The organism is Aminobacter ciceronei (genome assembly GCF_014138625.1).
GTDB classification, from domain to species: Bacteria; Pseudomonadota; Alphaproteobacteria; order Rhizobiales; family Rhizobiaceae; genus Aminobacter; species Aminobacter ciceronei.
The window spans coordinates 176099-201182 of the sequence record NZ_JACJHY010000006.1 but is presented as its reverse complement, the minus strand read 5'-3'; the positions used below and the strand labels follow the sequence as shown (position 1 = coordinate 201182).

Below are 25084 nucleotides of genomic sequence, written 5' to 3'. Positions count from 1 at the left end.
AGACATGGCCGATATCCTGCGCCGCATCGAAGCCTACAAGCGCGACGAGATCGCCGCAGCGAAGGCGCTGCTGCCGCTCGCCGAGCTCAAGGCGCGCGCCCGCGACGTCACCAAGCCGCGCGGCTTTCTCGCGGCACTCGAAACCAGGCACAGTGAAAGCCGCTTTGGCCTGATCGCCGAGATCAAGAAGGCGAGCCCGTCCAAAGGCCTGATCCGTCCCGACTTCGATCCGCCGGCGCTCGCCAGGGCCTATGCCGACGGCGGCGCTGCCTGCCTGTCGGTGCTGACCGACACGCCGTCCTTCCAGGGCGCACCGGAGTTCCTGACCGCCGCGCGCGACGCCTGCGCCTTGCCGGCATTGCGCAAGGACTTCATGTTCGAACCCTACCAGGTGCACGAAGCACGTGCCTGGGGCGCGGACGCGATCCTGATCATCATGGCGAGCCTGAGCGACGACGATGCCAGGCGTATCGAGGATGAGGCGTTCGAAATCGGCATGGACGTGCTCGTCGAGGTCCATGACGAAGAAGAGACAGAACGCGCGCTGAAGCTTCAGTCGCGCCTGCTCGGCATCAACAACCGCAACCTGCGCACATTCGAGGTCAGCCTCGACACGTCGGAGCGCCTCGCGCCGATGGTGCCGGCAGACCGGCTGCTGGTCGGCGAAAGCGGCATCTTCACGCATGCCGATTGCCTGCGTCTGCAGAAATCCGGCATCTCCAGTTTCCTCGTCGGCGAAAGCCTGATGCGGCAGGCCGACGTGACCTCGGCGACGCGTGCGCTGCTCGATGGCGCAGCCCTGGCAAGCGCCTGACATGGCAACCACCCTCACCCATATCGGCGCCACCGGCGAGGCCAACATGGTCGACGTCGGCGACAAGGCCGAGACGACACGCACGGCAATTGCCGAAGGCCATGTCGTCATGCGCCCGGAGACACTGGCGTTGATCCTGTCGGGCAACGCCAAGAAGGGTGACGTGCTCGGCACCGCCCGCATCGCCGGCATCATGGCGGCCAAACGCACCCATGAGCTCGTGCCGCTCTGCCATCCCATTCTTTTGACCAAGGTTTCGGTCGAGATCGAGCCAGATGAGGCGCTGCCCGGCCTGCGCGTCACGGCGCTTGCCCGCGTCACCGGCAAGACCGGCGTCGAGATGGAAGCGCTGACGGCTGCCTCGGTCGCCTGCCTTACCATCTACGACATGGCCAAGGCCGCCGATCGCGGCATGGTGATCTCCGGCATCCGGCTGGTCGAGAAGACCGGCGGCAAGTCGGGCGACTACAAGGCTGCCGAATAGATGGCGCTGCTGCCCGTCGCCGACGCCCTGGCGCGCCTGCTCGACGCTGCCGAACCGCGCGGCACGGAAACTGTAGGCCTTGCCCAGGCATCAGGCCGCGTGCTGTCGGCTCCACTACACGCCCTGCGCACCCAGCCGCCCTTTGACGCCTCCGCCATGGATGGCTACGCCGTCCAGGCCGCCGACATCGCTTCACTGCCGGCGCAGCTCAAGGTTATCGGCCAGGCACCCGCCGGCAAGCAGTTCACGGGCACCGTCGGACCAGGCGAGTGCGTCCGCATCTTCACCGGCGCACCGGTGCCACAAGGCACTGATACCGTCGTCATTCAGGAGAACGTTCGCGATCTCGGCAATGGCGAGATCGCGGTGCTCGAGCCAACGCTTGCTGGCCGCAACATCCGCGCCAGGGGCCTCGACTTCAAGCAGGGCGACCTCATCCTTGATGCAGGACGTGTGCTCGACCCGGCAGCGCTCTCGCTGATCGCAGCTGCCAATCATCCCAGCGTCGAAGTGCTGCGGGCGCCTCTGGTCGCCATCATCGCCACCGGCGACGAGCTGTTGCCGCCGGGCAGCAATCCCGGGCCCGACCAGATCATCGCCTCCAACGCCTATGGCGTCGCGGCGATCGTTCAGTCGGTTGGCGCGCGCGTACTCGATCTCGGCATCGCCGCCGACCGCACCGAGGCAATCTCCGCACTGGTCGCCAAGGCGCTCGCCGCCGACGCCGATGTGATCGTCACGCTGGGCGGCGCTTCGGTCGGCGACCACGACCTCGTTCACCGTGTCCTGACCGATCTCGGCATGGATCTCAACTTCTGGAAGATCGCGATGCGCCCGGGCAAGCCGCTGATGTTCGGCCGGCTCGGCAACAGCCGCTGCGTCGGCCTGCCGGGCAATCCGGTCGCCAGCCTGATCTGCTCGCAGATTTTCCTGAAACCTCTGCTGGCGAAGCTTGGCGGCCGCCCTTATTCACCCGACATGCGCAACGGCATTCTCGACACGGCAATGGCGGCCAACGACCTGCGCCAGGACTTTGTCCGCGCGATTGCGCGCGAGACCGCTGAGGGTCTCGTCGTCACACCCTACCTGATCCAGGACTCTTCGATGCTGCGCACGCTGGCCGACGCCAACTGCGCCATCGTGCGGGTGCCCTTCGCGCCTGCAGTCGAAGCCGGCAGCGCCTGCCAGGTGATGATGTTGCGCTGAGCAGCACCTTCCACCCTTCACGAAATATCAACAGTTGCGGAACACAACTGGAACAGATAGTGTTTGTTCTGGGTTTGTTTTTCTTCTGATTCCTCGGGGGTGGCGATGCTGACGCGCAAACAACACGAGCTTTTGCTATTCATCCACGAGCGGCTGAAGGAAGCGGGTATTCCGCCGTCCTTCGACGAGATGAAGGAAGCACTCGACCTCGCCTCCAAGTCCGGCATACATCGCCTGATCACGGCGCTCGAAGAACGCGGCTTCATCAGGCGTCTGCCCAACCGGGCGCGCGCGCTTGAAGTGCTGCGCCTGCCCGATTCGATCGCGCCTGGCCTCAACGCGGCGAAGAAGTTCTCGCCCAGCGTCATCGAGGGTAGCCTCGGCCGCAAACCCGAGCCGTCACGCAGCATGTCGGCAGGCAATGACGACGATGTTGCTTCGGCGGTTGCCATTCCCGTCATGGGACGCATCGCTGCCGGTGTGCCGATCGACGCCATCCAGCACAAGACGCATTCGATTTCGGTGCCGCCAGACATGATCATGGGCGGCGAGCATTACGCGCTCGAGGTCAAGGGCGACTCGATGATCGAGGCCGGCATCTTCGACGGCGACACTGTGGTCATCCGCAGCTCGACCACGGCCAATCCCGGTGAGATCATCGTCGCCCTCGTCGACGACGAAGAAGCGACGCTCAAGCGTTTCCGCCGCAAGGGTGCCTCGATCGCTCTTGAGGCCGCCAATCCGGCCTATGAGACCCGCATCTTCGGACCGGACAGGGTCAAGGTGCAGGGCAAGCTTGTCGGCCTGATCCGCCGCTATTGATTGCCGGGCTGCGTTTCCGCCACCTCGGCCTGCCCATCCTGCTGCAATCTGTAAGCCGGACTGATCTGCCCTGTTGCTATCGTGCCGTATCTGACGGCTCTGCGACGGCGGGTACAGATTTCGGACTCACCGTGTGGTCGCAGTCGGCGCTTTCGGGTGCGCCGTGGTTGCCCCGGCAGGTGTCTTCGGGGGCATCTCCGCTCGCTTGTAGGGTGGAAGGCCCCTCGCCTCGCGCGAAAATTGGCGCTGCGCATGCCACGGGCGGTACGGTTCCGCCACGGCGTGGCGTATCTCGACCGCCCGATCTACGCCAGCCGCCGCGGCTGTGATGAATATCGACGCACTGCCAAGGCGCGCCAGCTCGCGTTTGGTGAGCACGGCCACGCCGGGGCAGACGTCGCTTGCCGTGGCATCGTCGACGACGATGAGATCCGCGTTGTCGCAGGCTCGTGCAGCGGCGCTCGCATTCGCTGCATGGACGATCCGTGCCCCCTCCGGTTGTTGAACCGTGCACAGCCCGCTGTCACAGACGAAGGCGTCCGCGCCGGCGGCGTTTAGCTCTCCAGATACTGGTTTGCCGGGTATCGTACCGGCGACATCTGCCTCGGCTGTTGGCTGTGAGCCGGTCTCGCTGGGCAAACGGACAGTCCCGTTCGTTGCATTCGCGGCCGAACGGGCCGGGGTGACAAGTGTTTCCGACGCCAGCGCGCGCTGCCAGTTGTCGACGGTGAACTGGTTCGGCCGGACGCGATTGACGGCAAGCTTGCCATCGTCGACCGGGACGCCGACGAGGCGGCCATCTTCCGAAACGAGAACGTTGGGCGTTTCCGTTTCCACGACCGTCAGCAGCCCAAGGGCCGCGAATGGCAGTGCGGCGGCGCGCAGCCAGGTCGTTGCCGTAGACGCGATGACGAGTGCTGCAGTGAGCAACAATACCGCATGTGACGAGACAAGGCCGACCGCATCGACCGGCGAGCGCTCGGAGAACCAGGTGGCGATGCCAATCATTGCCTTCAGGCCGAAGCCCATCGTGTCGAGGAAGGGGCCGTCGAGTCCAAGCGGCATGAAGATGCCAGCCATGACGGCAAAGGGCATGACCAGGACTGACACAAACGGGCTGACTGCCAGATTGGCGAACAGGCTGAGGGGCGAGACACGTTGGAAATGCCATGCGCCCAAAACGCTGGTCGCGAGCCCGGCAATCACCGACGTCGCGGCGAGACCTATCGCAACTGTCGCAAGCCAGCGCCAGATTTTGGACGGCTGCGATCTCTGACCTACCGGCAGCGCCTGCTCCTCCCGCCGATCCGACCACCAGGCATATGCGCCAACGAGGGCTGCCGTTGCGGCGAACGACATCTGGAAGCTCGGCCCGACGACTTCGTGGGGCGAGATCATGATCACGACGACGGCCGAGATCGCCAGGTTGCGCATGGTGAGTGCTGCGCGGTCGAACAGCACGGCCGTCAGCATCACCGCCAGCATGATGAAGCTGCGTTGCGCCGCGACCTCGGCGCCTGAAATGAACAGATAGCCACCGATGGCGAGCAGTGCTGCGCCTGCCGCGCACTTCTTGACCGGCCGGTGCGAGGTGAACCCGGGAAAGGCGGCGAAGCATAGCCGCATCAAAAGCATGACCGTGCCTGCGACCATCGCCATGTGCAGACCCGAGATCGAGATGATGTGGTAGAGCCCGGTACGCCGCAGCGCCTCGTTGACATCCTCGGGAATGCCGCCGCTCACGCCGACGACCAGGGCAGCCGCGATTTCGCCCTCCGGACCGCCAATGCGGTCGCGAATGCGCTGGGCAATCTTCTGGCGCACATTCTCGATTGACGCGAATGCACGATCACTGGCCGACAGCGGCTGGGTGGTTGCAGCAAACTCTGGGCCTTTCATGAAAAAGCCGCTGGCGCCGATGCCGTCGAAATAGCTTTCGAAGGAAAAATCATAGCTGCCCGGCCGCACAGGCCCGGACGGCGGCATCAGCCTGACATAACCCGTCACCTCGGACCCCGCCATGACGCCCTCAGGAAGCTTGCGGGCAACGAGCCGCACCCGATCGGGCGTATAACGCAAGACCGGGCGCGCGGTCGCCAGAACGTCGAGCGTCAGCCGCACCCTACCCTTGTCCAGATTGTCGATTTCGACGACTCGCCCGGTGATGGCAGTCGAGATCTCGGCGCCCAGCATCTTCGTTGCCATGCGTTCCGTCTCGAACTTTGCACCCGCCATGCCGAGCATTGAGGCGGCGAGTGCGGCCAGCGCGTAGTGAACAGGCCGCCGTCCGCGCGTTAGGAAGGCGAGGACGGCCGGTGTCGCTGACACAATGACGAGCGGCGCGAGATCCGGCTCGTTCGGAAGCGCGAAATACACCAGGGCACCAGCGGCCAGAAAAACCGGAAGAAGCAGGAACGCCGCACCGCGGTCGAGTTCCGTTTCGATCGCGGCCAGGGTGGATCGTGCGGTGATCCGGTGACCGACCAGCAATTGCGATCCTTGCCGTAGCCAGGACTTGTGTCCTCGCTGAAACGGCGATGCATCGGCGTCAGGAGCAGCATCTCTCTCGGGCAGAGCTGGTGGTGTCCACGCAACGGCAGGCACAGCCGGAGAGGTCAGCAAGTCGCGCTCGCTGGCTTCGACCACCGGATTGTTACCGGCTTGCCCCTCCCGCATGCGGTCGCCCATCGGGCCTGCCTCTTGCGCCCCAGACCTTCTATGCTACATCAACCGCACACAAACGCCATGCGCCGCCGGTTTTCGGCCAAGCGCCCTGCTTCCCTTGGAAATCGCCATGCCTGTCGTCACCCGCTTCGCCCCCTCGCCCACCGGCTATCTGCACATTGGTGGCGCGCGTACCGCTCTCTTCAACTGGCTTTATTCCCGCCACACCGGCGGCACCATGCTGCTGCGTATCGAGGACACCGACCGCGAGCGCTCGACCGACGCCGCAACTGCCGCGATCCTCGAGGGCCTGACCTGGCTCGGCCTGACCTGGGAGGGTAAGCCGATTTCGCAGTTCGAGCGTGCGGCGCGCCATCGCGAGGTGGCCGAAGAACTCGTGCGCATGGGCAAAGCCTATTATTGCTACGCCTCGCAGGAAGAGCTGACCGAGATGCGCGAGAAGGCGCGCGCCGAGGGCAAGCCGCCACGCTATGACGGCCGCTGGCGCGACCGCGACCCGTCCGAGGCGCCGGCGGGCGTCAAGCCGGTCATTCGCATCAAGGCGCCGCAGGACGGCGAGACGCTGGTGCTCGACCGCGTGCAGGGTGACGTGCGCTTTCCCAACAAGGATCTCGACGATTTCATCATCCTGCGTTCGGACGGCGTACCGACCTACATGCATGCTGTCGTCGTCGACGATCACGACATGGGCGTCACCCACATCATCCGTGGCGACGACCACCTGACCAACGCCGCGCGCCAGACCGTCATCTACAATGCCATGGGCTGGGACGTGCCGGTGATGGCGCATATCCCGCTGATCCATGGTGCGGACGGCGCAAAACTGTCCAAGCGCCATGGCGCGCTCGGCGTCGATGCTTATCGCGCCATGGGCTATTTGCCTGAGGCCCTGCTCAACTACCTCGCCCGCCTCGGCTGGAGCCATGGCGACGACGAGGTGATGAGCATCGAGAACATGATCAGCTGGTTCGAGATCGAGGACGTCAACAAGGGTGCGGCACGCTTCGACTTTGCCAAGCTCGAGGCGCTGAACGGCGTTCATATGCGCCAGATGGACGACAAGAAGCTGTTCGACATCTTCGTTGCCACCTTGCCCTATCTGCCCGGCGGCGATGCCATCCTCGGCGGGCTCGACGACACGCGCAAGGCACAGCTGCTTGCCGCCATGCCGGGCCTCAAGGAGCGTGCCAAGACGCTGATCGAACTGGCTGACGGCGCAGGCTTCCTGTTTGCCCAGCGTCCGCTGCCGCTCGATGAGAAGGCCGCCGGCCTGCTCGCCGGCCCAGCCAAGGATATCCTCAAGGGCGCGCATGCGGCGCTCGCGACGGTCGCTGCCGCCGACTGGACGGCGGCCAATGCAGAGGCCGCGATCCGCGAGTTTGCCGGCCGCGAAAATCTTAAATTGGGCGGCGTGGCGCAGCCTTTGCGGGCCGCCCTGACGGGCAAGAGCACTTCCCCCGGAGTGTTCGATGTGCTCGCCGTTCTAGGGCGCGACGAAAGTCTAGCCCGCATTTTTGATCAAATCGATTAGGTCAGCAGTGCTTTCCTAGTTTTGCATTGAAATGAGGCTGTTGCGGTGCAACATTGCGGCAACAGGTCAATTTGAAAGCAGCGGGAAAGCTGGGAAGCGAGTTCAAGCGTTCCGGGCCTAATGGGTTGCCTTGTTATGACGATTGCGCCGCGCAAGGCGGCAACTCAGCACTAAGGAGTATGCGATGACTGATTCGACCGCCAAACTGGAGTTCCGCGGCCAGACCCACGAGTTCAAGGTCCGCGGCGGAACGGTCGGACCAGATGTGATCGACATTGCATCGCTCTACGCAACGACCGGCGCATTCACCTACGACCCGGGCTTCACCTCCACCGCAAGCTGCGAATCGGAAATCACCTTCATCGACGGCGACGCCGGTGTCCTGCTGCACCGCGGCTATCCGATCGACCAGCTCGCCGAGCACGGCGACTTTCTCGAAGTTTGCTACCTCCTGCTCTACGGCGAACTGCCGACCAAGGCGCAGAAGGACGACTTCGACTACCGCGTCACGCGCCACACCATGGTGCACGAGCAGATGTCGCGCTTCTTCACCGGCTTCCGCCGCGACGCACACCCGATGGCGGTGATGTGCGGCGTGGTCGGCGCGCTGTCGGCCTTCTATCACGACTCGACCGACATCTCCGATCCGCACCAGCGCATGGTCGCCTCGATCCGCCTGATCGCAAAGATGCCGACGATCGCCGCGATGGCCTACAAGTACCACATCGGCCAGCCGTTCATTTACCCCAAGAACGAGCTGAACTTTGCCGCCAACTTCCTGCACATGTGCTTTGCCGTGCCGTGCGAGGAGTACAAGGTCAACCCAGTGCTGGCCCGCGCTATGGAGCGCATCTTCATCCTGCACGCCGACCACGAACAGAACGCCTCGACCTCGACCGTGCGCCTCGCCGGCTCGTCGGGTGCCAATCCGTTCGCCTGCATCGCCGCCGGCATCGCCTGCCTGTGGGGCCCCGCACATGGCGGCGCCAATGAAGCAGCGCTCAACATGCTCAGCGAGATCGGCCACGTCGACCGAATTCCCGAGTTCGTCGCCCGCGCCAAGGACAAGAACGATCCGTTCCGCTTGATGGGTTTCGGCCACCGCGTCTACAAAAACTACGATCCGCGCGCCAAGATCATGCAGAAGACCACGCATGAAGTGCTGGGCGAGCTCGGCATCAAGGACGATCCGATGCTCGACGTGGCAATGGAACTCGAGCGCATCGCGCTGACCGACGAGTATTTCATCGAGAAGAAGCTGTATCCGAACATCGACTTCTATTCAGGCATCACGCTGAAGGCGCTGGGCTTCCCCACCACCATGTTCACCGTGCTGTTCGCGCTCGCCCGCACCGTTGGCTGGATCGCGCAGTGGAAGGAAATGATCGAGGATCCGCGCCAGAAGATCGGCCGTCCGCGCCAGCTCTACACCGGCGCCACCGAACGCGACTACGTGCCGATCGCCAAGCGCTGAGCCTTTCAGCGCCGCGTTCGTTCAGGCGCGCGGCGCCGTCGCAGCTCGAAGCTGCGAACGACTTGAAAAACACCCGCTAGGCCATTGCCTCGGCGGGTGTCTTTCATTTCGTGATGTGTTTGAGAACCGTTTCGGCAGCGATCTCGCCCGACGGCCGTTCGGTCGCCATGCGTCTGGCAATTTCGGCAAAACCGTCTTTCTGCCAGCGTCGAAGGGCGCCATCCTCGAACAGGCCTTCGACATAGCGCGCCATCCATTGCGGGCGCACATACTCGTTGTAGTTTTCCTGCACGACCGGCCTGTCGGCAATCAAGTTGGGCAGTGCAGCACTCCACACCGTGACCATGCTCTGGATCATCCGCGCCAGCGTGTCGAGTTTGTAGGACGACAACATCGGCACACCCGCAAGCGCGAGTTCCAGCGACACCGTGCCCGATGCGATCAGGGCTGCGTCGGCTTCGCCAAAGGCCTGCCACTTGTGCTGCGGATCGAGGATAATCTCCGGCTTTTGCTGCCAGGTGGAGACAGCCTCTTCGACGAGGCCGGCGACATGCGGCACCGTCGGCAAGAGCAGCCGCATACGATGGCCGCGTGCGCGCAGGATCGAAACGGTCTCACCAAATGGACCGATCAGGCTGCGCACTTCGCTGCGGCGCGATCCCGGCAAAAGTAGAAGCGTCTTCTCGCGGTCAGGCGCCGGATTGGCCTTTCCCTCCTGCATCGCCGCGGCAATGGCGATGCCCGGATCGGTCGTCAGGCGATGGCCGACAAATGTACCATGTGGGCCGCCCAGGCGCTCCAGTTCGGCCGGCTCGAACGGCAGGATGCACAGTACCTCGTCGACATGCGGCTTCATCGCCTTGGCCCGTCCCGGTCGCCAGGCCCAGACGCTCGGGCAGATGTAATGGATGATAGGAATAGTGGGATCGAGCGCCCGCACTTTCCTGGCAACGCGCAGCGAAAAATCCGGGCTGTCGATGGTTACAAGGCAATCCGGCTTTTCGGCCGCGACGAAACGGGCGGTCTGGCCAATCCGCCTGATCAGGCGCGGCAGGTCGCGAATGACCGCCGTCAGTCCCATCAATGCGATCTCGCTGGCATTGAACAGCGGCGAAAGGCCAAGCTCCTGCAGATGCCGGCCGCCAGTGCCGACAAGCCTGACCTCGCGCCCGCTCAAGCGCTGCAGCGCCTGCACCAGATCGGTGCCGAGCAGATCGCCCGACTCCTCGCCCGCGACGATGGCAATCTTGAGCGGTGGCTGGGTCATCGCTCATTTCCCTCGCCGGACAGGCCGATGACGAACAAGCCGAGCCTGTCGGCGCGTTCGACCACCTCGCCATAATCGAGCACCAGTGAGCGTCCGGCCTCAATGCCGATCCCGGCAAGCCCCGCTGCATGCGCAGCATCGACCGTTGCTGGGCCGATTGTCGGCAAGTCCGCACGCAGTTCCTGGTCAGGCTTGGCGCATTTCACCAGAACGCCGCGCTTTCGCCCGGCAATGCGGCCATTGTCGCGTAGCTCGCGCACGCGTTCGAGCAACAGGTCTGTGCCCTCGATGCCTTCGAGTGCGATGGCGCGCCCGCCTATGGCAACCGCCGCCTGGCCGATATCAAGCGCACCGATCGTGCGTGCGGCCTCCTGGCCTGCTCGAAGGTCGGCCCAGTCACTCTGCTGGGGCGCCAGCGCCCCCATGCTGCCGGCCACGGCCAGCAGCTCCGGAACGACCTGATGTGCGCCGACGACCTTGATACCGTTGTCTTCGATCGTCGTGACCAGGATGCGCAGCAGGCCGTCGTCGCCGCGGGCAAGCGCTGCAAGCGCGCGCGGCAGGACACGCAGCAGGGCGATGCTGGGGCGAATGGCCCGCCACACCGGGCGACGGCTGATGCCACCGGCAAGCACGCAATGGGTGATGTCGTGGCGCTTGAGCAAAGGCACCAGCGAGGCGAACTGCTCGATGGCAAGCCGCTCGCCGGCATAGCTCCAGAGGCTGGTGCCGGGATCGGTCTCACCGTCAATCAGAACGATGAAAGGCTTGTGCCCGGCCTCGGCGAGACTGTCGGCGACATTGACCGGGAGCCGACCGCTGCCGGCAACGACAGCAATCCGGTCGGTCGCGGAAAGGTTGATCCTCTTTCCGCCCTCAGCCTTCGTCATCGGCGGCGTCTTCGGCGACGGCGTTTCTGAGCGGCGGCACGGTGAAGTGGCGCTTGCCGCGCGCCTGGATGAAATCCAGGACGTCACGCACGATGGGCGAGCCGGCGAATTCGCGTTCGACTAGCGGGATGCTCTCGGCCACCGAACGGGTTGGGTCGAAGATCATCTTGTAGGCCTTGCGCAAGGCGAAGATCTCGGCGCGCGGCAGGCCGGAGCGGCGCATGCCGATGACGTTGAGCCCACGCAGGCGGGCGCGATTGCCCATCACCATGCCATAGGGGATGATGTCGCCATCAATGATCGCGCCACCGCCGGCAAAGGCATGGTGACCGATACGCGTCATCTGATGGACGGCACACAGGCCACCAAGCGTGACATTGTTGCCGACTTCGACGTGCCCGCCGAGGGTCGCGACATTGGCCATGGTGACGTTGTCGCCGACGATGCAGTCATGCGCAATATGCGCATAGGCGAGGAACAGCCCGTTGTCGCCGACGGTCGTGACACCTCGACTGGTGTCGGTGCCGACATGCATGGTCACGCCTTCACGCATCGTGCAATTCTTGCCGACAGTGAGCGTCGTGCGGCCACCCTTGTGCTTGTTGTTCTGGGGCGCAGCGCCAAGCGTTGCCTGCGGAAACACCGTGCAGCCCTCACCCAGCGTCGTTGCACCCAGGATCGCGACATGGCTCAACAGTTCGACGCGGTCACCGATGACGGCATCAGCGCTGACATGGCAGAAAGGACCAATGCGGACGCCTGCACCCAGTTGTGCACCGGCTTCGACGACAGCGGCAGGATGGATAAAGGTTTCAGTCATGGAGTTGTTGCTTATTCCTTGGGCACCATCATCGCGGCCACCTCTGCTTCGGCTACGGTCGCACCATTGACCTGCGCGTCGCAGGCGAACTTCAGGATGTTGCCGCGCTTCTTGATCTTCTTGACGTGAATGCGGAGCTGGTCTCCCGGCACGACCGGCTTGCGGAACTTGGCGCCGTCGACCGTCATCAGGTACACAAGCGACGGCGTTTCGTCGACGACCAGCCGCAGGCAGATGGCGCCCGCCGTCTGTGCCATGGCCTCGATGATCAGCACGCCGGGCATGACCGGATGGCCCGGGAAATGCCCTTGGAAGTGCGGTTCGTTGAAGGTGACGTTCTTGATGCCGACAGCGGAATCGTCGCCGTCGATGTCGACGATGCGATCGATCAGCAGGAACGGGTAACGATGCGGCAGCAGCTTGTGCAGGCCGAGGATGTCGACGGCTTCAAGTGTCCTGGTCGCCTGGTCAGTCACTGCTCCCACCCCCCTTTGGTTTTCCCATGGCCATTTTTCTGATCAACGCGAACTCGCGCATTGCCAATTTCATTGGTTTTGCAGGAAATCCTGCCCAAACTTCGCCTGCCGGCACGTCGTGCATCAGGCCGCTGCGCGCTGCCAGCTGCGCCCCCGATCCGATGGTCAGGTGATCGGCCAGGCCGACGCCGCCGCCCATCATCACGTTGTCGCCGACGACAACCGAGCCCGAAATACCCGTCAGCCCCGCAATAACGCAATTGCGGCCAATGCGCACGTTGTGGGCGATCTGCACGAGATTGTCGATCTTCGAGTTTTCGCCGATGACCGTGTCCGACATGGCGCCACGATCGACGGTCGAATTGGCGCCGATCTCGACATTGTCCTGGATGATGACGCGGCCTATCTGCGGGATGCGTTCAGGACCGCGCGCACCGCCGGCGAAACCAAAGCCGTCCTGGCCGATGCGGGCGCCGGCATGAATGATGACGCCATTACCGATAAGCGCATATTGGATCGAGCTGTGCGGGCCGACATAACAATAGCGGCCGATCTGGGTCGAACGACCGATGACCGCATGAGCGGATACCACAGTCCCGCTGCCGACTGCCGCGTTCGGGCCGATCACCACACCAGCCTCGATGACGGCGCCTGGCTCGACATGAGCGGTCGGATCAATGTGGGCGAATGGCGAAATGCCTGCTTCACCGCTCACACCTACCGGGCGCTCGGCATCCGGATAAATTAGCCTGCCGATGCGGGCAAAGGCCTGCTGCGGACGCGGCGAAACGAGAATGGCAATGCCATCAGGCACGAGGTCGGCAACGTCAGACGTGCACAGGACAGCGGCAGCATGCAGCGACTTGAGCGGTGCTGCGTTGCGCTTGCCGTCGACAAACACCAAAGCGCCATCGCCACCGCTGCTTGCCGCTGCGATGGTCGAGATGGCGATATCGGAATGTTTGGGGTCGACGAGCATCGCGCCGGTAAGGCCGGCCACCTCGCCCACCGTGTAGCGGCGTGACGGCACAAAAAATACCGGATCCGTCATGAAATGCTGTTCCAGCCAAGCCGGGCAAAGAGTTTCCGGGCCGTGACAGCCCGGAAACGTTGTACCACGCAATTAGAAGCGGGTCGAAATGCCGAAGTTGAATTCCTGCGTATTGTCGGTGTCCAGCTTCTTGACCGGTACCGCATAGTCGATGCGCAGCGGGCCGAATGGCGAAGCCCAGAGCAGACCGACACCGACCGAGGCACGCAATTCCATGTCAGTCGAGACGATGTTGGTGCCCGCGACATTAACCTTGCTACCATAAAGCGTCGCTGCATCCGCAAAGACGGCGCCACGCAGGCCGAAGCTCTCCGGCACGACCGGGATCGGGAACTGTGCTTCGGCAGACGCATTGAAGTAGGTCGTGCCGCCGAGATGGTCGCCACCGTTCTTGTCGTACGGTCCGATGCCGTTGTACTCGAAGCCGCGGATCATACGATCATTGTTCTTGAAGTGATCGAAGACGCGCAGGCCGTCGTCGCCGAAGCCCTGGATGTGACCGGCGCCAGCCGATACGAGGCCAACGATATCAAGCTCTTCCGACAGCGTCTGATAGTAGCTCGCACGGCCCGTGAACTTGACGAACTTCGCGTCGCCGCCAAGACCAGCCACTTCGGTCGTGAAGTTGGCGTAGATGCCGTTACGCGGGTTTTTCATGTCGTCGATGGTGTTGTAGACCAGCGTACCGCTGACCGACGACTTGATCCACGGACTGTTGGCGATGCCATCCTTGATCGCCGGCGAGATCGTGCACTTCGCAGGGTCAAGAACACCGCCGCTCAGACAGTCCTCATCATACTCATACTTCTCTTGCGCGATGTTGTAGGCAAGTTGCGTCGAGATGTTGTTGGTGATCGGCAGGCCGAAACGGATGGTGCCACCCGTAATGTCGCTCTGGTACTTGTCGTCGTACTTGCGGGTCTGACGATAGACGTCAAAGCCGGCAGCGATACGGCGACCGAGGAAATACGGCTCGGTAAACGAGAAGCTGTAGTCGCGCGAGTTCTTGCCGCCACCGGCGGAGAACTTGATGAACTGGCCGCGGCCGAGGAAGTTGCGCTCGGTGATCGAGCCTTCCACAGAAGGGCCGGCATTGTCGCCACCGGTCGAATAGCCGGCGCCGATCGAGAACTCGCCGGTCGACTTCTCGACCAGATCGACAACCAGCACGACCTGGTCAGGCTGCGATCCGGGAGCGGTCGACACTTCGACACGCTCGAAGAAGTTCAGCGCCTCGAGGCGCTTCTTGGCGCGCTGGATCAGCACCTGGTTGAAGGCATCGCCTTCGGAGACGTCGAATTCGCGACGGATCACGAAATCGCGGGTGCGTTCGTTGCCGCGGATTTCGATGCGCTCGACATAAGCCTTGGCGCCCTGGTCGACGGTGTAGACGACCGAGATGGTGCGGTTTTCGAAATTGCGGTCACCGCGCGGCGTCACCTTGGCGAAGGCATAGCCCGCGCCGGCAACGTTCTCGGTGATCGCGATGATCGAATCTTCGACGTCCTTGGCGTTGTAAACATCGCCCTTGCGCGTCTCGACGAGACGCTGCAGGCTCGCGCCGTCGACCTCGGGGATGCTGCTTTCGACCGACACATCGCCAAACGTGTAGCGCTGGCCTTCGTCAACGGTGATCGTGATGGTGTACTGGTTGGTCGCCTCGTCGAGTTCGCCGAAGGCGGAAACAACCTGGAAGTCGGCGTAGCCATGATTGAAATAGAAGCGACGCAGCGCTTCCTCGTCGGCGCGCAGGCGGTCTTCATCATAGATGTCGTCACGCAACATGAACGACAGGAACGACGAGCGCTTGGTCGAGATGACGTCTGCGAGGCGGCGATCGCCATAGGCGTCGTTGCCGACGAAATTGATCGCGGCGATCTTCGTGCGGCCGCCTTCATTGATCTCGAACACCACGTTCACGCGGTTTTCGCCGAGATCCATGATCTGTGTGCCGACGGTGACGTCGTCACGACCGACGCGCTTGTAGGCTTCCTTGATCGCCTGGGTGTCAGCCTCAAGCGCTGCCTGTGAAAATGCGCCGCGCGGCTTGAGCTGGATGGCGCCACCGAGTGCCGCGTCCTTGAGCTTCTTGTTGCCCTGGAACAGCACGTTGTTGACGACCTGATATTCGGAAACCTGAACGACAAGCGTCGAGCCGACCTGGTTGATGCGGACGTCGGAGAACAGGCCGCTGCCGAACAGCGCCTTCACCGCGTCGTCGATATCGGTGTTCGAGAACGACTTGCCGGGCTTGATGGAGATGTAGTTGCGGACGGTATCCGCATCGACGCGCTGATTGCCGCGCACTTCGACTCGGTTGACCACCGCCGCTTGCGCGGCTGACACGGCAACAAACTGGACCGCCACTGCGCCTGGAATGGCCAGAGCGGCGGAAAGAGCAACCGCGGACGCGGCGCTCGCAAACTTAAGTGCTGCCTTCATAGTCGGCCTTTACAACCTTTTCTCGAAGTCCCCACGGCGAGAAAACCGGACGTCGCGGTAATTTCCCGTACCGTAATAACTGGATTTTCCCTACACGCAAGGCTTCTGGTTAATTTGCGCTTACTTCCTCAGCGAGCGTGACTTTCGCGTCACGCATACCGCCCCGGATGGTAAACGCCCTCTCAACGGACCCCTTGCCGGCCCCAAATTTCTTCATGATTTCAGCAGCCAAACAGGTCGTTCCAGAAAACGAAGCCCATAAACGCCAGCACGAGAACCATCCCCACTCGATATACAGCCTCCATCGCCCGCTCGGAAACAGGGCGCCTGATGACAGCTTCAACTGCATAGAACGCCAAGTGGCCGCCGTCGAGTGGAGGAATCGGCAGAAGGTTCAGAAAACCGATGCCGACCGACAAAAGAGCCACCAATTGCACCAGCCAGACGAAGCCCAGTTGGGCCGCCTTGCCGGCCATGTCGGCGATCTTGACCGGTCCACCGAGCTGACACTTGTCCTCCCGGCCAACGACGAATCGCTTCAGGAACTGACCGGTACGCTCGATGATGTGCCCGGTTTCGGAAACCGCCTGCACAAATGCGCCGCCTGGGCTGTAGCTGATGAGCCTGGGCTGCCCCAGCTCCTCATTGTTGACGACGCCAATGACCGCAACCTTGACCGAATTGCCGAGCGCGTCCTTCTGCTCCATCACTTCGGGCGTCGCCGTAACAGAGACTTCCTTGCCGTCGCGCATCATCACGAAGGTAAGCGGATCGCCACCGCGCCCCGAGACGATGCGCTGGACGTCGGAGAAGGTTTCCACCGGCTGGCCGTCGACACTGACGAATCGGTCGCCCGGCTGGATACCGGCATTCGCCGCCGGGCTGGCGGCGCGCACCTCGGCAACCGTCGGCTCCATGACATAGCGGCCATAAGCCGAAAACAGCACAGTGAATACGGCAATCGTCAGCAGGAAATTGAAAAGCGGTCCGGCGAACACGGTCGCCGCGCGCTTCCACACTGGTTGCGTATGGAACGCGATCTTACGTTCGGCGGCACTGAGATTGTCGTCCCCGCCGCCCTCCGGCTTGCTGGTGACGCTCATGTCGCCGACGAACTTGACGTAGCCGCCCAAGGGAATGGCGCAAAGCTTCCAACGCGTACCGCGACGATCGTTGAAGCCGAGCAGTTCGGGGCCGAAGCCGATCGAAAAGGCCTTCACACCGATACCGCACCAGCGGCCGACCAGATAATGGCCCATCTCGTGCACGAACACGACGATGGTGAGCACGAACAGGAACGGCACGATGGTGCCGATCAGGAGACCATCCGTAGTCAGGAACGCGGGAAGATACTCGCTCAATTCAAGCCCTCAACCAGATACCTTGGCGCTTCAAGTGCAGCACCGCGCCTTGCCCGAGGCTTGCGCCCCTGAATTTGGTCGCTCAGGCCGGAAACAATCCCTGAGCCGGATGGTCGGCGGAACCGGACATCCAGCCGATGACGTATAGGGCAAATGCAGCCGCGACAAGCCCATCGACGCGGTCCATCACGCCGCCATGGCCGGGAATCAGCGACCCCGAATCCTTGTAGCCATGCCGACGCTTGACCCATGATTCGAACAGATCGCCGGCCTGCGAGATCACCGAAAGCAGCAGGCCTATCACGGCCAGGAGGAACAAATTGCCCGTACCGGCAAAGTTGGCGAGCAACAGTCCGGCAACCACACCACCGACAGCGCCGCCAACAGCGCCGCTGCGCGTCTTGCCGGGCGAAATGGCCGGTGCCAGCTTGGGCCCGCCGACCTTGCGGCCGACAAAATAGGCAAAAATGTCCGTCGCCCAGACAACCGCGAACAGAAACAGGATGGCGACGAGGCCCGACGCGTCGTCGCCGCGCAACAGGGCAAGGGACAGGCCGGAGAGCGCAGAATAGCCAAAGCCGGCAGCTTCCCACGCCCCTGCCCTGCGCAGCTTGCCCAGCCCCCACAGGATGAACGTGAAGACAGCGGCCAGGATGATCAGCGCAAGTGCCGGAATGCCCGCGACCAAGGCGCCGGCGAACATCAGGATGAACACTTCCGGCAGCATGTTGAGGTTGCCGCCAGCCCATCCTGTCTCGCTGTTCGGCCGCGACATGCGCGACCATTCGTAGAAGATGGCAAGCGCTATCGCCGCGGTCAGCATCCTGAACGGCAGCCCGCCCAGCCATGTCAGCAACAGCACAGCAGCTGCCAGCACGATCGCTGAAATTGTCCGGAGCTGGAGATTGCTCATGGCAAGGTCACGAAGCGACGTCGCGCGCTGCAAGCCCGCCAAAACGGCGTTCGCGGCCAGTATATTCGCGCAAGGCCTCCGACAGATGCTCGCGGGTGAAATCCGGCCAGTAGCAAGGCTGGAAGATCAGCTCGCTGTAGGCCGACTGCCAGGGCAGGAAATTGGAGAGCCGGATTTCGCCGCTGGTGCGAATGACCAGATCGGGATCAGGAATGCCCGATGTGTCGAGTTCCTCGGCAAACAGCTCCGGCGTGATCTGCTCGCTTGAAATGTCGCCACGCTTGACCGCTTCCGCCAGCCGGCGCGCGGCGCGCGCGATCTCGTCGCGCCCGCCATAGTTGAACGCGATGACCAGCGTCAGCGCATCATTGCCCGATGTCAGCGTTTCGGCTTCCTCGAGCAGGCTGCGGATATCGGGCTGCAGCGTGGCCCTGTCGCCGATGATCTGGACGCGCACACCGCTGTTGTGGAGTTCGGCAAGATCGCGCCGAATGAAGATCTTGAGCAACCCCATGAGGTCGGTGACCTCGGACTTGGGCCGCGACCAGTTCTCCGAGGAGAAGGCGTAGACGGTCAACCAGGAAATACCGAGGTCTGCGGCGGCACGAACGGTGCGGCGCAACGCCTCGACTCCGGCCCGGTGGCCCGCAACGCGCGGCAGGCCGCGGGCTTTTGCCCAGCGACCGTTGCCGTCCATGATAATCGCGACATGCGCGGGCGTAGTCATCCGTTCGCTTTCGGGCCGGCCGTATGCCTGCCTCAGACTTGCATGATCTCGGCTTCTTTGCCTGCGAGCAGGCTGTCGATCTGGCTGATCGTATCGTCGGTCAGCTTCTGGACCTTGTCGGACTGGACGCGCTGGTCGTCCTGGCTGATGTCGCCATCCTTCTCGGCCTTCTTGAGTGCGTCCATGCCGTCGCGGCGCACATGGCGGGTGGCGACCTTGGCGTTCTCGGCGTAGGTGTGGGCGATCTTGACCAGTTCCTTGCGGCGCTGCTCGTTGAGCTCCGGCAGCGGAATGCGCAGGTTGGTGCCGTCGACGATCGGGTTGAAGCCGAGGTTGGATTCACGGATGGCGCGATCGACAGCACCGACCATAGACTTGTCCCAGACCGAGACCGAGATCATGCGCGGCTCAGGCACGGACACTGTGGCTACCTGGTTGAGCGGCATCGACGAGCCATAGGCCTGGACGTGGATCGGATCGAGCAGGTTGCTCGAGGCACGGCCCGTGCGCAGCGAGGCGAGGTCGTGCTTGAAGGCGTTGATGGCGCCTTCCATGCGGCGCTGAAGATCGCTGTAATCCGTGCTCATTGCAGTCTCCTTGGTCCCGATTTCGGGGCCATCGTTCCAATCGTCAGGCGTCCGTAACAATCGTGCAGCGGCCGCCACCTTTCAATATTTCGCCGAACCCGCCTTTTTCATGGATCGAATAGACGATTATCGGGATGTTGTTTTCGCGCGCAAGAGCAATCGCGGCCGTATCCATGATGGACAGGCCTTTTGTGATGACTTCGGCGTGCGTGATGCGTTCGAAGCGCGTCGCAACTGGGTCCTTCTTGGGATCGGCCGAATAGACACCATCGACCTGGGTGCCCTTGAACAGCGCGTCAGCGCCAATCTCGGCGGCACGCAGGGCCGCTGCCGAATCGGTGGTGAAGAATGGGTTGCCCGTGCCACCGGCAAAAATCACGACCTTGCCGGCATCCATGTAAGCGGTTGCCTGGCGCTGCGAGAAGCTCTCGCACAGTTCGGGCATGGCGATCGCCGAAAGCACCACGGCATCAACGCCAAGCTTGTGCAGCGAGGTGCGCAGAGCCAGCGAATTGATGATGGTGGCAAGCATGCCCATGTGGTCGCCAGTGACGCGATCGCCACCCTTGGATGCCACTGCCACGCCGCGGAAGATGTTGCCGCCGCCAATGACTACGCCGACCTCGACGCCGAGCGCCCTCGCCTCGGCGATGTCGCTGGCAATACGGTCGACAACGGAAACATCGATGCCGAAATGCTGCTCGCCCATCAGGGCTTCACCCGACGCCTTAAGCAGTACGCGCCGGTAGAGCGGCTTGTCGGTCATGGGTTCCTCGCGGCTGTTGAATTTGGGTTCCGATACACGAAGGGCGCCGCGATGTCACGCGGCGCCCTTCGGCTATCCTCAGGAAGCGCTTGATGCAGCGCTGCTTTTTAGCCCTTGACGGCCGCGGCGACCTCAGCGGCGAAGTCGCTCTCTTCCTTCTCGATGCCTTCACCGAGCGCGAAGCGAACGTAGCCGGTGATCTTTGCCGGCGCGCCGATCTGCTTTTCAGCGTCCTTCAGTGCCGCCTCGACCGTCAGGTCGGGGTTGAGCACGAAAGCCTGCTTCAACAGCACGACTTCCTCGTAGAACTTGCGCATGCGGCCTTCGACCATCTTCTCGATGATGTTCTCCGGCTTGCCCGACTGGCGGGCCTGATCGGCGAAGATCGACTTTTCGCGCTCGACGGCAGAAGCGTCGACTTCGTCGGGCGTCAGGGCCAGCGGGTTGGTCGCAGCAACGTGCATGGCGACCTGACGCGCGAAGGCGCGGGCCGCGTCATGATTGCCGGCGGTCTCGATAGCGACCAGCACGCCGAGCTTGCCGAGGTTGTCGGCAACCGCGTTGTGGACATAGGTCGCAACGACGCCTTCAGAAACCGACAGCTTGACCGAACGGCGGAAGCTCATGTTCTCGCCAATGGTGCCGACAGCGTCCTTGATAGTGTCGGCAACGGACTTGTCCGAACCCGGATACTTCGCAGCGGCAACAGCGTCGGTGTCGCCATAAGCGAGAGCGACCTTCGACACGTTGGCGACGATTTCCTGGAAGGCGGCGTTGCGGGCAACGAAGTCGGTCTCCGAGTTGACTTCGACGACGACGGCTTCGCGCATGCCGGCATCGACGCCGACCAGGCCCTCGGCCGCGGTACGGCTGGCCTTCTTGTCGGCCTTGGAGATACCCTTCTTGCGCAGCCAGTCGACCGCGGCTTCCATGTCGCCGCCGGTCTCGGTGAGAGCCGCCTTGCAATCCATCATACCCGCGCCCGAGAGTTCGCGGAGTTCTTTAACCTGTGCTGCCGAAATGCTCATTGTGGCCTCTTTGCTTCAAAATGCGCGAGCGCACCACCGAGGGTTCGATGATGCGCCGAACGCCGGCGCTGGTTGCGCCCAATCCTGAAAAGGAAGGCCGGTCTCCCGGCCTTCGTGATTACGCCTGGGGCGCTTCAGTCGACGGAGTCTCGTCGAGCGCAGGCTCAACCGGGGCTTCGGCCGATGCGCCGATGTCGACACCGAGCGCGCCCTGCTGGCGAGCGATACCGTCGATCGCAGCCTTGGCAACCAGATCGCAGTAGAGCTGGATGGCGCGGGCAGCGTCGTCGTTGCCGGGGATCGGGAAGTCGATCTTATCCGGATCGCAGTTCGAATCGATGATCGCGACAACCGGAATGCCGAGACGCTTGGCTTCCTGGATGGCGATGGCTTCCTTGTTGGTGTCGATCACGAACATCAGGTCCGGCGTCGAGCCCATGTCCTTGATGCCGCCGAGGGCCTTGTCCAGCTTTTCGCGCTCGCGCTCGAGGTTCAGGCGCTCCTTCTTGGTGAAGCCGTGGGCTTCGCCAGCGAGCAGCTCGTCGAGCTTGCGCAGGCGCTGGATGGAGTTCGAGATCGTCTTCCAGTTGGTCAGCATGCCGCCGAGCCAACGCGAGTTGACATAGTACTGGGCCGAACGCTGAGCAGCGTCAGCAACGATGTCCGAAGCCTGACGCTTGGTGCCGACGAACAGCACGCGGCCGCCGCGCGAAACGACGTCCGAAACCTGCTTGAGAGCCTGGTGCAGAAGCGGAACAGTCTGCGACAGGTCGATGATGTGGATGTTGTTGCGGGCGCCATAGATGTAGGGCGCCATCTTCGGGTTCCAGCGGTGGGTCTGGTGGCCGAAGTGAGAACCAGCTTCAAGAAGCTGGCGCATGCTGAAATCAGGCAGTGCCATCGTTATTTCCTTATCCGGTTGGCCTCCACGGACAATGACGCTTTTCGCTGGATGCTCGAAACGCCACCGGGGGGTCTCAGCCGGATTTCTCCCGGACAGAAACCGAAGTCCGTGTGTGGAATGCGGCGGCATATAGACGTATTGGCTGGTGAGCGCAACCCCGGGACCGGCCCGATTGCCCGGGAAATCGAGGCTTTCCGTGCTTGTGGGCCTCAACCAAAGCCTCCCGAAGCGCACGATCGCCACTGGTCAGGCAGAGGATTCCTTGGCAGCGATTCCCTTCGGAACAGAAGATCAGCTGCCGGCCGCCCAGCGCGACATGCCGGGCTCCTGTTCCACCGGTTCCCGCACCACCTTGGGTTCGCGGCGCTTGAAGTTGCGCACGCGCACGCGGCGAAACACCGCCACGATCTCGTCGCGACTGCATTCGATCGCGCCAAGACGCACGGCACGATCACGCTCGAAGCCTGTAATGTCGTAATGCGGCGCCGAGGTCTTGGGCGGGCCCTGATAGGACGAACGCTTCAGGCCGAGCTGGGCGGCGAAACGATGCAACTCGTCGGTGTCGTCGGCGAGCAGGTGGCACCAGCGATGGCCCACCCACTTCCAGATTGCCGCGTCGACATAGACCGCCACGACAGCGGCCTAATGCTTGCAGTCGCCTTGCGGCACAGGAAACAACGATAGATTAACCAGCTTGCCGGTCATCGAGAAATCGCCGTAATCCATCACCAAGTCGCGCGTCAGGCCGTTCTCATGCAGCTTGAAGCTGATGCGATACTCCGGCACTTCCTCACCGCCGCCCTTGCTTTCGTCGAAATAGGCGATGTCGACCGGCCAGAACTTGTCCTTGGCGAGTGCCGCAAGCGCAGGGCGCTCCGGATCGGCCTCCGGCGCCTCGCTCTTCTTGCCGACGATGACGGTGGTGGTCATCACCTTGTCGGCGTCCTCGGAGCCGTCGAACAGGCTCGTTTCATAAAAGGTCTCGCCCTTCTCGGCCTTGTCGATCAGCTCGACGAGATGCTGGGTCGGGAACTGCGTCTTCGCGAGGTCGACGGAACCCGCCGACGGTTTTTCCAAAGCGACCTTGAGCCCGTTGGCTTCGCGCGTCGCCGTGCCCTTGACCTCGCGGTCGAGGTTCTGATCGACGAAGGATTTGGTGACGAACGAGAAGGTCTTGCCCTCGCCGTCCTCGAAGGTGGTCGTCTGCTGATCGGTCAGCCGCGTGTTCTCGCTGGTCGCGATCTGGGTCACGAAGCGGAACTTGACCGTGTAGCCTTCGCAAGCGGAGCCATTGAACTCATAGACCATGCGCCCGGAAAGGCCTGTTATCCCTGACCGGTCGGAGGCCTGGTCGAGCACCAGATCATAGACGGCGCGATGGGGCGCAAGCACGGGAGCCGCAAGAGCTGGCGTCAGGGACAGCAGCGAGGTGGACAGGGTGGCAAGAAGAACAAGGCGCTTTGCGCGCATACACTGGCTCCGATCGGCGCGGCCATGACAAGCCGCCTTGAATGATGGTCCACCTTAAAAAAAGTCGTGGCGGAAGCGAGGCAAACATAGCAGTTTCGGCGCAGCCTCACCCGCCACACGAGACTCAGAGATAAGGAAAGACGATGGGCGAAACAATCGAAAAGCGGCTAAGCGATCTTGGCATCACCTTGCCCGAAGCCGCAGCCCCCGCCGCCAACTACGTGCCCTTCATGGGCTCGGGCAATCTCGTCTTCACCGCCGGTCAGCTGCCGCTCAAGGACGGCAAGCTCACCGTCACCGGCCTGCTTGGCCGCGATGTCGACGTTGCAGGCGGCAAGGAGGCGGCCAAGCAGTGCGCCGTTAACATCCTCGCCCAGGCAAAGGCAGCTCTTGGCGAGCTCGAAAAGATCCGTCGCATTGTCAAGATCAGCGTCTTTGTCGCTTCGTCCTCGGACTTCACCGAGCAGCATCTCGTCGCCAATGGTGCGTCCGACTTCCTGGTCGCGGCACTTGGCGACCGCGGCAAGCATGCGCGTTCGGCCGTCGGCGTCGCCTCGCTGCCGCTGAATGCCGCCGTCGAGATCGAAGCCATCATCGAGCACGAATGAGCGGCCTCATGACCGACCTATCCTGGCTGACCGCCCGCCCGATTGCTCATCGCGGCCTGCACGACCTCAACAAGACCTGCTGGGAAAACACGCTGTCCGCCTTTGAGCGCGCAGCGGCGCGCGGCTTTGCCATCGAGTGCGATGTCCATCTGACCGCCAACGGCGACGTTGCCGTGTTTCATGACGACGTGCTCAACCGGCTGACGGGTACGGATGGCTTCATCTGGCAGCGTACGACACGCGAGCTTGCGGCACTTCGCGTCGGCGGCACCGCCGATCATGTGCCGACGCTTGCCGAAATGCTCAAACTGGTCGACGGGCGCGTACCCCTGGTCATCGAACTCAAGGGCATTCCCGGGCATGACGGCGAACTCGTCGAACGCGTGGCGGCGGCCTTGCGCAACTACAAGGGCAAGGCCGCGATCATGTCCTTCGATCATTGGCTGATCCGCGACTTCTCCCGTCACGCACCGGGCATTCCGGCCGGACTGACCGCCTGGGGCGATCTGGATCACGAGCTCGAAGCACATTTTTCGATGCTGGCACACGGCATTTCGTTTGTTTCCTACTCCGTGACGCACCTGCCGAACAGGTTCGTCAGCTTTGTGCGCGACAAGCTCGCCATGCCGGTCATCACCTGGACAGTGCGCGACGAAGACGCCGTGCGGACGACCTTCGCGCAGGCCGACCAGATGACCTTCGAGGGTTTTGATCCCGATGCGCTGGCGGTGGCCTGACCCTTGCAACGGCTGTTATCG

Annotated in this window: 23 protein-coding genes and 1 pseudogene; 8 read left to right on the top strand and 16 right to left on the bottom strand. The window is 63.0% G+C overall.

All coding sequences use genetic code 11. The annotated features are described in order from the left end of the window. Positions 1-4: 4 nt before the first annotated feature. The 4 genes from trpC to lexA all read left to right on the top strand — a co-directional run bounded on the left by trpC (position 5) and on the right by lexA (position 3326). Positions 5-814 carry an indole-3-glycerol phosphate synthase TrpC gene (gene trpC, locus HNQ95_RS08890; protein WP_182573878.1) on the top strand — a complete coding sequence of 270 codons (810 nt, stop codon included), beginning with the start codon at positions 5-7 and terminating at the stop codon, positions 812-814. A 1-nt stretch (position 815) separates the two neighbouring features. Continuing rightward, positions 816-1298, top strand: a complete 483-nt coding sequence (moaC, locus tag HNQ95_RS08885) for a cyclic pyranopterin monophosphate synthase MoaC (RefSeq protein WP_182573877.1) — start codon at positions 816-818, stop codon at positions 1296-1298. Beyond that, on the top strand, positions 1299-2504 hold the full coding sequence (locus HNQ95_RS08880; RefSeq protein WP_182573876.1) for a molybdopterin molybdotransferase MoeA: 1206 nt from the start codon (positions 1299-1301) through the stop codon (positions 2502-2504). Positions 2505-2609: 105 nt separating this feature from the next. Next, the gene (gene lexA / locus HNQ95_RS08875; protein ID WP_067962367.1) at positions 2610-3326 is read left to right on the top strand and encodes a transcriptional repressor LexA; all 717 of its coding nucleotides are present in this window, start codon (positions 2610-2612) and stop codon (positions 3324-3326) included. Between the two features lie 126 nt (positions 3327-3452). Here lexA and HNQ95_RS08870 read toward each other — a convergent pair whose 3' ends face one another. Next, positions 3453-5816 (bottom strand): ComEC/Rec2 family competence protein, encoded by a 2364-nt coding sequence (locus HNQ95_RS08870; protein WP_312874157.1) that lies wholly within the window; start codon positions 5814-5816, stop codon positions 3453-3455. Between the two features lie 298 nt (positions 5817-6114). Here HNQ95_RS08870 and gltX point away from each other — a divergent pair, with 298 nt between their 5' ends. Both gltX and gltA read left to right on the top strand, forming a co-directional pair. Further along, positions 6115-7542, top strand: coding sequence for a glutamate--tRNA ligase (gene gltX / locus HNQ95_RS08865; protein ID WP_067966607.1), 1428 nt, complete (start codon positions 6115-6117; stop codon positions 7540-7542). Positions 7543-7726: 184 nt separating this feature from the next. Beyond that, complete coding sequence (gene gltA, locus HNQ95_RS08860; RefSeq protein WP_067962369.1) at positions 7727-9016, top strand: citrate synthase; 1290 nt, start codon at positions 7727-7729, stop codon at positions 9014-9016. A gap of 103 nt (positions 9017-9119) precedes the next feature. On the opposite strand, the gene lpxB is transcribed toward gltA, so the two are convergent. The 15 genes and pseudogenes from lpxB to HNQ95_RS08785 all read right to left on the bottom strand — a co-directional run bounded on the left by lpxB (position 9120) and on the right by HNQ95_RS08785 (position 23718). After that, the gene (lpxB, locus tag HNQ95_RS08855; RefSeq protein ID WP_067962371.1) at positions 9120-10283 is read right to left on the bottom strand and encodes a lipid-A-disaccharide synthase; all 1164 of its coding nucleotides are present in this window, start codon (positions 10281-10283) and stop codon (positions 9120-9122) included. Further along, complete coding sequence (locus tag HNQ95_RS08850) at positions 10280-11173, bottom strand: LpxI family protein (protein WP_067962376.1); 894 nt, start codon at positions 11171-11173, stop codon at positions 10280-10282. The genes lpxB and HNQ95_RS08850 overlap by 4 nt, the downstream gene beginning before the upstream one ends. Then, complete coding sequence (gene lpxA / locus HNQ95_RS08845) at positions 11160-11993, bottom strand: acyl-ACP--UDP-N-acetylglucosamine O-acyltransferase (RefSeq protein WP_067962379.1); 834 nt, start codon at positions 11991-11993, stop codon at positions 11160-11162. The genes HNQ95_RS08850 and lpxA overlap by 14 nt, the downstream gene beginning before the upstream one ends. A gap of 11 nt (positions 11994-12004) precedes the next feature. Beyond that, on the bottom strand, positions 12005-12469 hold the full coding sequence (gene fabZ, locus HNQ95_RS08840; protein WP_067962382.1) for a 3-hydroxyacyl-ACP dehydratase FabZ: 465 nt from the start codon (positions 12467-12469) through the stop codon (positions 12005-12007). Next, complete coding sequence (gene lpxD, locus HNQ95_RS08835) at positions 12462-13520, bottom strand: UDP-3-O-(3-hydroxymyristoyl)glucosamine N-acyltransferase (protein WP_067962383.1); 1059 nt, start codon at positions 13518-13520, stop codon at positions 12462-12464. Before lpxD ends, fabZ begins: the two co-directional genes overlap by 8 nt. Positions 13521-13592: 72 nt before the next feature. Beyond that, positions 13593-15962 (bottom strand): outer membrane protein assembly factor BamA, encoded by a 2370-nt coding sequence (gene bamA, locus HNQ95_RS08830; protein ID WP_067962386.1) that lies wholly within the window; start codon positions 15960-15962, stop codon positions 13593-13595. A 221-nt stretch (positions 15963-16183) separates the two neighbouring features. Continuing rightward, positions 16184-17323: an RIP metalloprotease RseP gene (gene rseP, locus HNQ95_RS08825; protein WP_067962390.1), complete on the bottom strand. Its 1140-nt coding sequence runs from the start codon at positions 17321-17323 to the stop codon at positions 16184-16186. 82 nt (positions 17324-17405) lie between these two features. Continuing rightward, on the bottom strand, positions 17406-18236 hold the full coding sequence (locus HNQ95_RS08820; RefSeq protein ID WP_067966611.1) for a phosphatidate cytidylyltransferase: 831 nt from the start codon (positions 18234-18236) through the stop codon (positions 17406-17408). A gap of 7 nt (positions 18237-18243) precedes the next feature. Next, positions 18244-18999 carry an isoprenyl transferase gene (locus tag HNQ95_RS08815; RefSeq protein ID WP_256441262.1) on the bottom strand — a complete coding sequence of 252 codons (756 nt, stop codon included), beginning with the start codon at positions 18997-18999 and terminating at the stop codon, positions 18244-18246. Then, entirely contained in the window at positions 18996-19550 is a 555-nt protein-coding gene (gene frr, locus HNQ95_RS08810; protein WP_067962393.1) for a ribosome recycling factor, read from the bottom strand. Before frr ends, HNQ95_RS08815 begins: the two co-directional genes overlap by 4 nt. Positions 19551-19593: 43 nt before the next feature. Then, positions 19594-20316: a UMP kinase gene (gene pyrH, locus HNQ95_RS08805; RefSeq protein ID WP_182573874.1), complete on the bottom strand. Its 723-nt coding sequence runs from the start codon at positions 20314-20316 to the stop codon at positions 19594-19596. Between the two features lie 107 nt (positions 20317-20423). Continuing rightward, positions 20424-21344 carry a translation elongation factor Ts gene (gene tsf / locus HNQ95_RS08800; RefSeq protein WP_154386040.1) on the bottom strand — a complete coding sequence of 307 codons (921 nt, stop codon included), beginning with the start codon at positions 21342-21344 and terminating at the stop codon, positions 20424-20426. A 118-nt stretch (positions 21345-21462) separates the two neighbouring features. After that, positions 21463-22245, bottom strand: coding sequence for a 30S ribosomal protein S2 (gene rpsB / locus HNQ95_RS08795; RefSeq protein ID WP_067962398.1), 783 nt, complete (start codon positions 22243-22245; stop codon positions 21463-21465). A gap of 363 nt (positions 22246-22608) precedes the next feature. Continuing rightward, a pseudogene (locus HNQ95_RS33595) lies at positions 22609-22881 on the bottom strand (DUF4031 domain-containing protein); the annotation flags it as partial. A 9-nt stretch (positions 22882-22890) separates the two neighbouring features. Further along, positions 22891-23718, bottom strand: a complete 828-nt coding sequence (locus HNQ95_RS08785; RefSeq protein ID WP_067962414.1) for a cell envelope integrity EipB family protein — start codon at positions 23716-23718, stop codon at positions 22891-22893. Between the two features lie 143 nt (positions 23719-23861). On the opposite strand from HNQ95_RS08785, the gene HNQ95_RS08780 reads away from it, so the two are divergent. Both HNQ95_RS08780 and HNQ95_RS08775 read left to right on the top strand, forming a co-directional pair. Next, complete coding sequence (locus HNQ95_RS08780; protein WP_182573872.1) at positions 23862-24326, top strand: RidA family protein; 465 nt, start codon at positions 23862-23864, stop codon at positions 24324-24326. Between the two features lie 8 nt (positions 24327-24334). Then, the gene (locus HNQ95_RS08775; protein WP_067966615.1) at positions 24335-25063 is read left to right on the top strand and encodes a glycerophosphodiester phosphodiesterase; all 729 of its coding nucleotides are present in this window, start codon (positions 24335-24337) and stop codon (positions 25061-25063) included. Positions 25064-25084 lie beyond the last annotated feature (21 nt).

Excerpts from the sequence above, each read along its gene's own strand:
- trpC (WP_182573878.1), top strand. The coding sequence starts at position 5 with ATGGCCGATATCCTGCGCCGCATCGAAGCCTACAAGCGCGACGAGATC.
- moaC (WP_182573877.1), top strand. The coding sequence starts at position 816 with ATGGCAACCACCCTCACCCATATCGGCGCCACCGGCGAGGCCAACATG.
- HNQ95_RS08880 (WP_182573876.1), top strand. The coding sequence starts at position 1,299 with ATGGCGCTGCTGCCCGTCGCCGACGCCCTGGCGCGCCTGCTCGACGCT.
- lexA (WP_067962367.1), top strand. The coding sequence starts at position 2,610 with ATGCTGACGCGCAAACAACACGAGCTTTTGCTATTCATCCACGAGCGG.
- gltA (WP_067962369.1), top strand. The coding sequence starts at position 7,727 with ATGACTGATTCGACCGCCAAACTGGAGTTCCGCGGCCAGACCCACGAG.
- lpxB (WP_067962371.1), bottom strand. The coding sequence starts at position 10,283 with ATGACCCAGCCACCGCTCAAGATTGCCATCGTCGCGGGCGAGGAGTCG.
- HNQ95_RS08850 (WP_067962376.1), bottom strand. The coding sequence starts at position 11,173 with ATGACGAAGGCTGAGGGCGGAAAGAGGATCAACCTTTCCGCGACCGAC.
- lpxA (WP_067962379.1), bottom strand. The coding sequence starts at position 11,993 with ATGACTGAAACCTTTATCCATCCTGCCGCTGTCGTCGAAGCCGGTGCA.
- lpxD (WP_067962383.1), bottom strand. The coding sequence starts at position 13,520 with ATGACGGATCCGGTATTTTTTGTGCCGTCACGCCGCTACACGGTGGGC.
- bamA (WP_067962386.1), bottom strand. The coding sequence starts at position 15,962 with ATGAAGGCAGCACTTAAGTTTGCGAGCGCCGCGTCCGCGGTTGCTCTT.
- HNQ95_RS08820 (WP_067966611.1), bottom strand. The coding sequence starts at position 18,236 with ATGAGCAATCTCCAGCTCCGGACAATTTCAGCGATCGTGCTGGCAGCT.
- frr (WP_067962393.1), bottom strand. The coding sequence starts at position 19,550 with ATGAGCACGGATTACAGCGATCTTCAGCGCCGCATGGAAGGCGCCATC.
- pyrH (WP_182573874.1), bottom strand. The coding sequence starts at position 20,316 with ATGACCGACAAGCCGCTCTACCGGCGCGTACTGCTTAAGGCGTCGGGT.
- tsf (WP_154386040.1), bottom strand. The coding sequence starts at position 21,344 with ATGAGCATTTCGGCAGCACAGGTTAAAGAACTCCGCGAACTCTCGGGC.
- rpsB (WP_067962398.1), bottom strand. The coding sequence starts at position 22,245 with ATGGCACTGCCTGATTTCAGCATGCGCCAGCTTCTTGAAGCTGGTTCT.
- HNQ95_RS08785 (WP_067962414.1), bottom strand. The coding sequence starts at position 23,718 with ATGCGCGCAAAGCGCCTTGTTCTTCTTGCCACCCTGTCCACCTCGCTG.
- HNQ95_RS08780 (WP_182573872.1), top strand. The coding sequence starts at position 23,862 with ATGGGCGAAACAATCGAAAAGCGGCTAAGCGATCTTGGCATCACCTTG.
- HNQ95_RS08775 (WP_067966615.1), top strand. The coding sequence starts at position 24,335 with ATGACCGACCTATCCTGGCTGACCGCCCGCCCGATTGCTCATCGCGGC.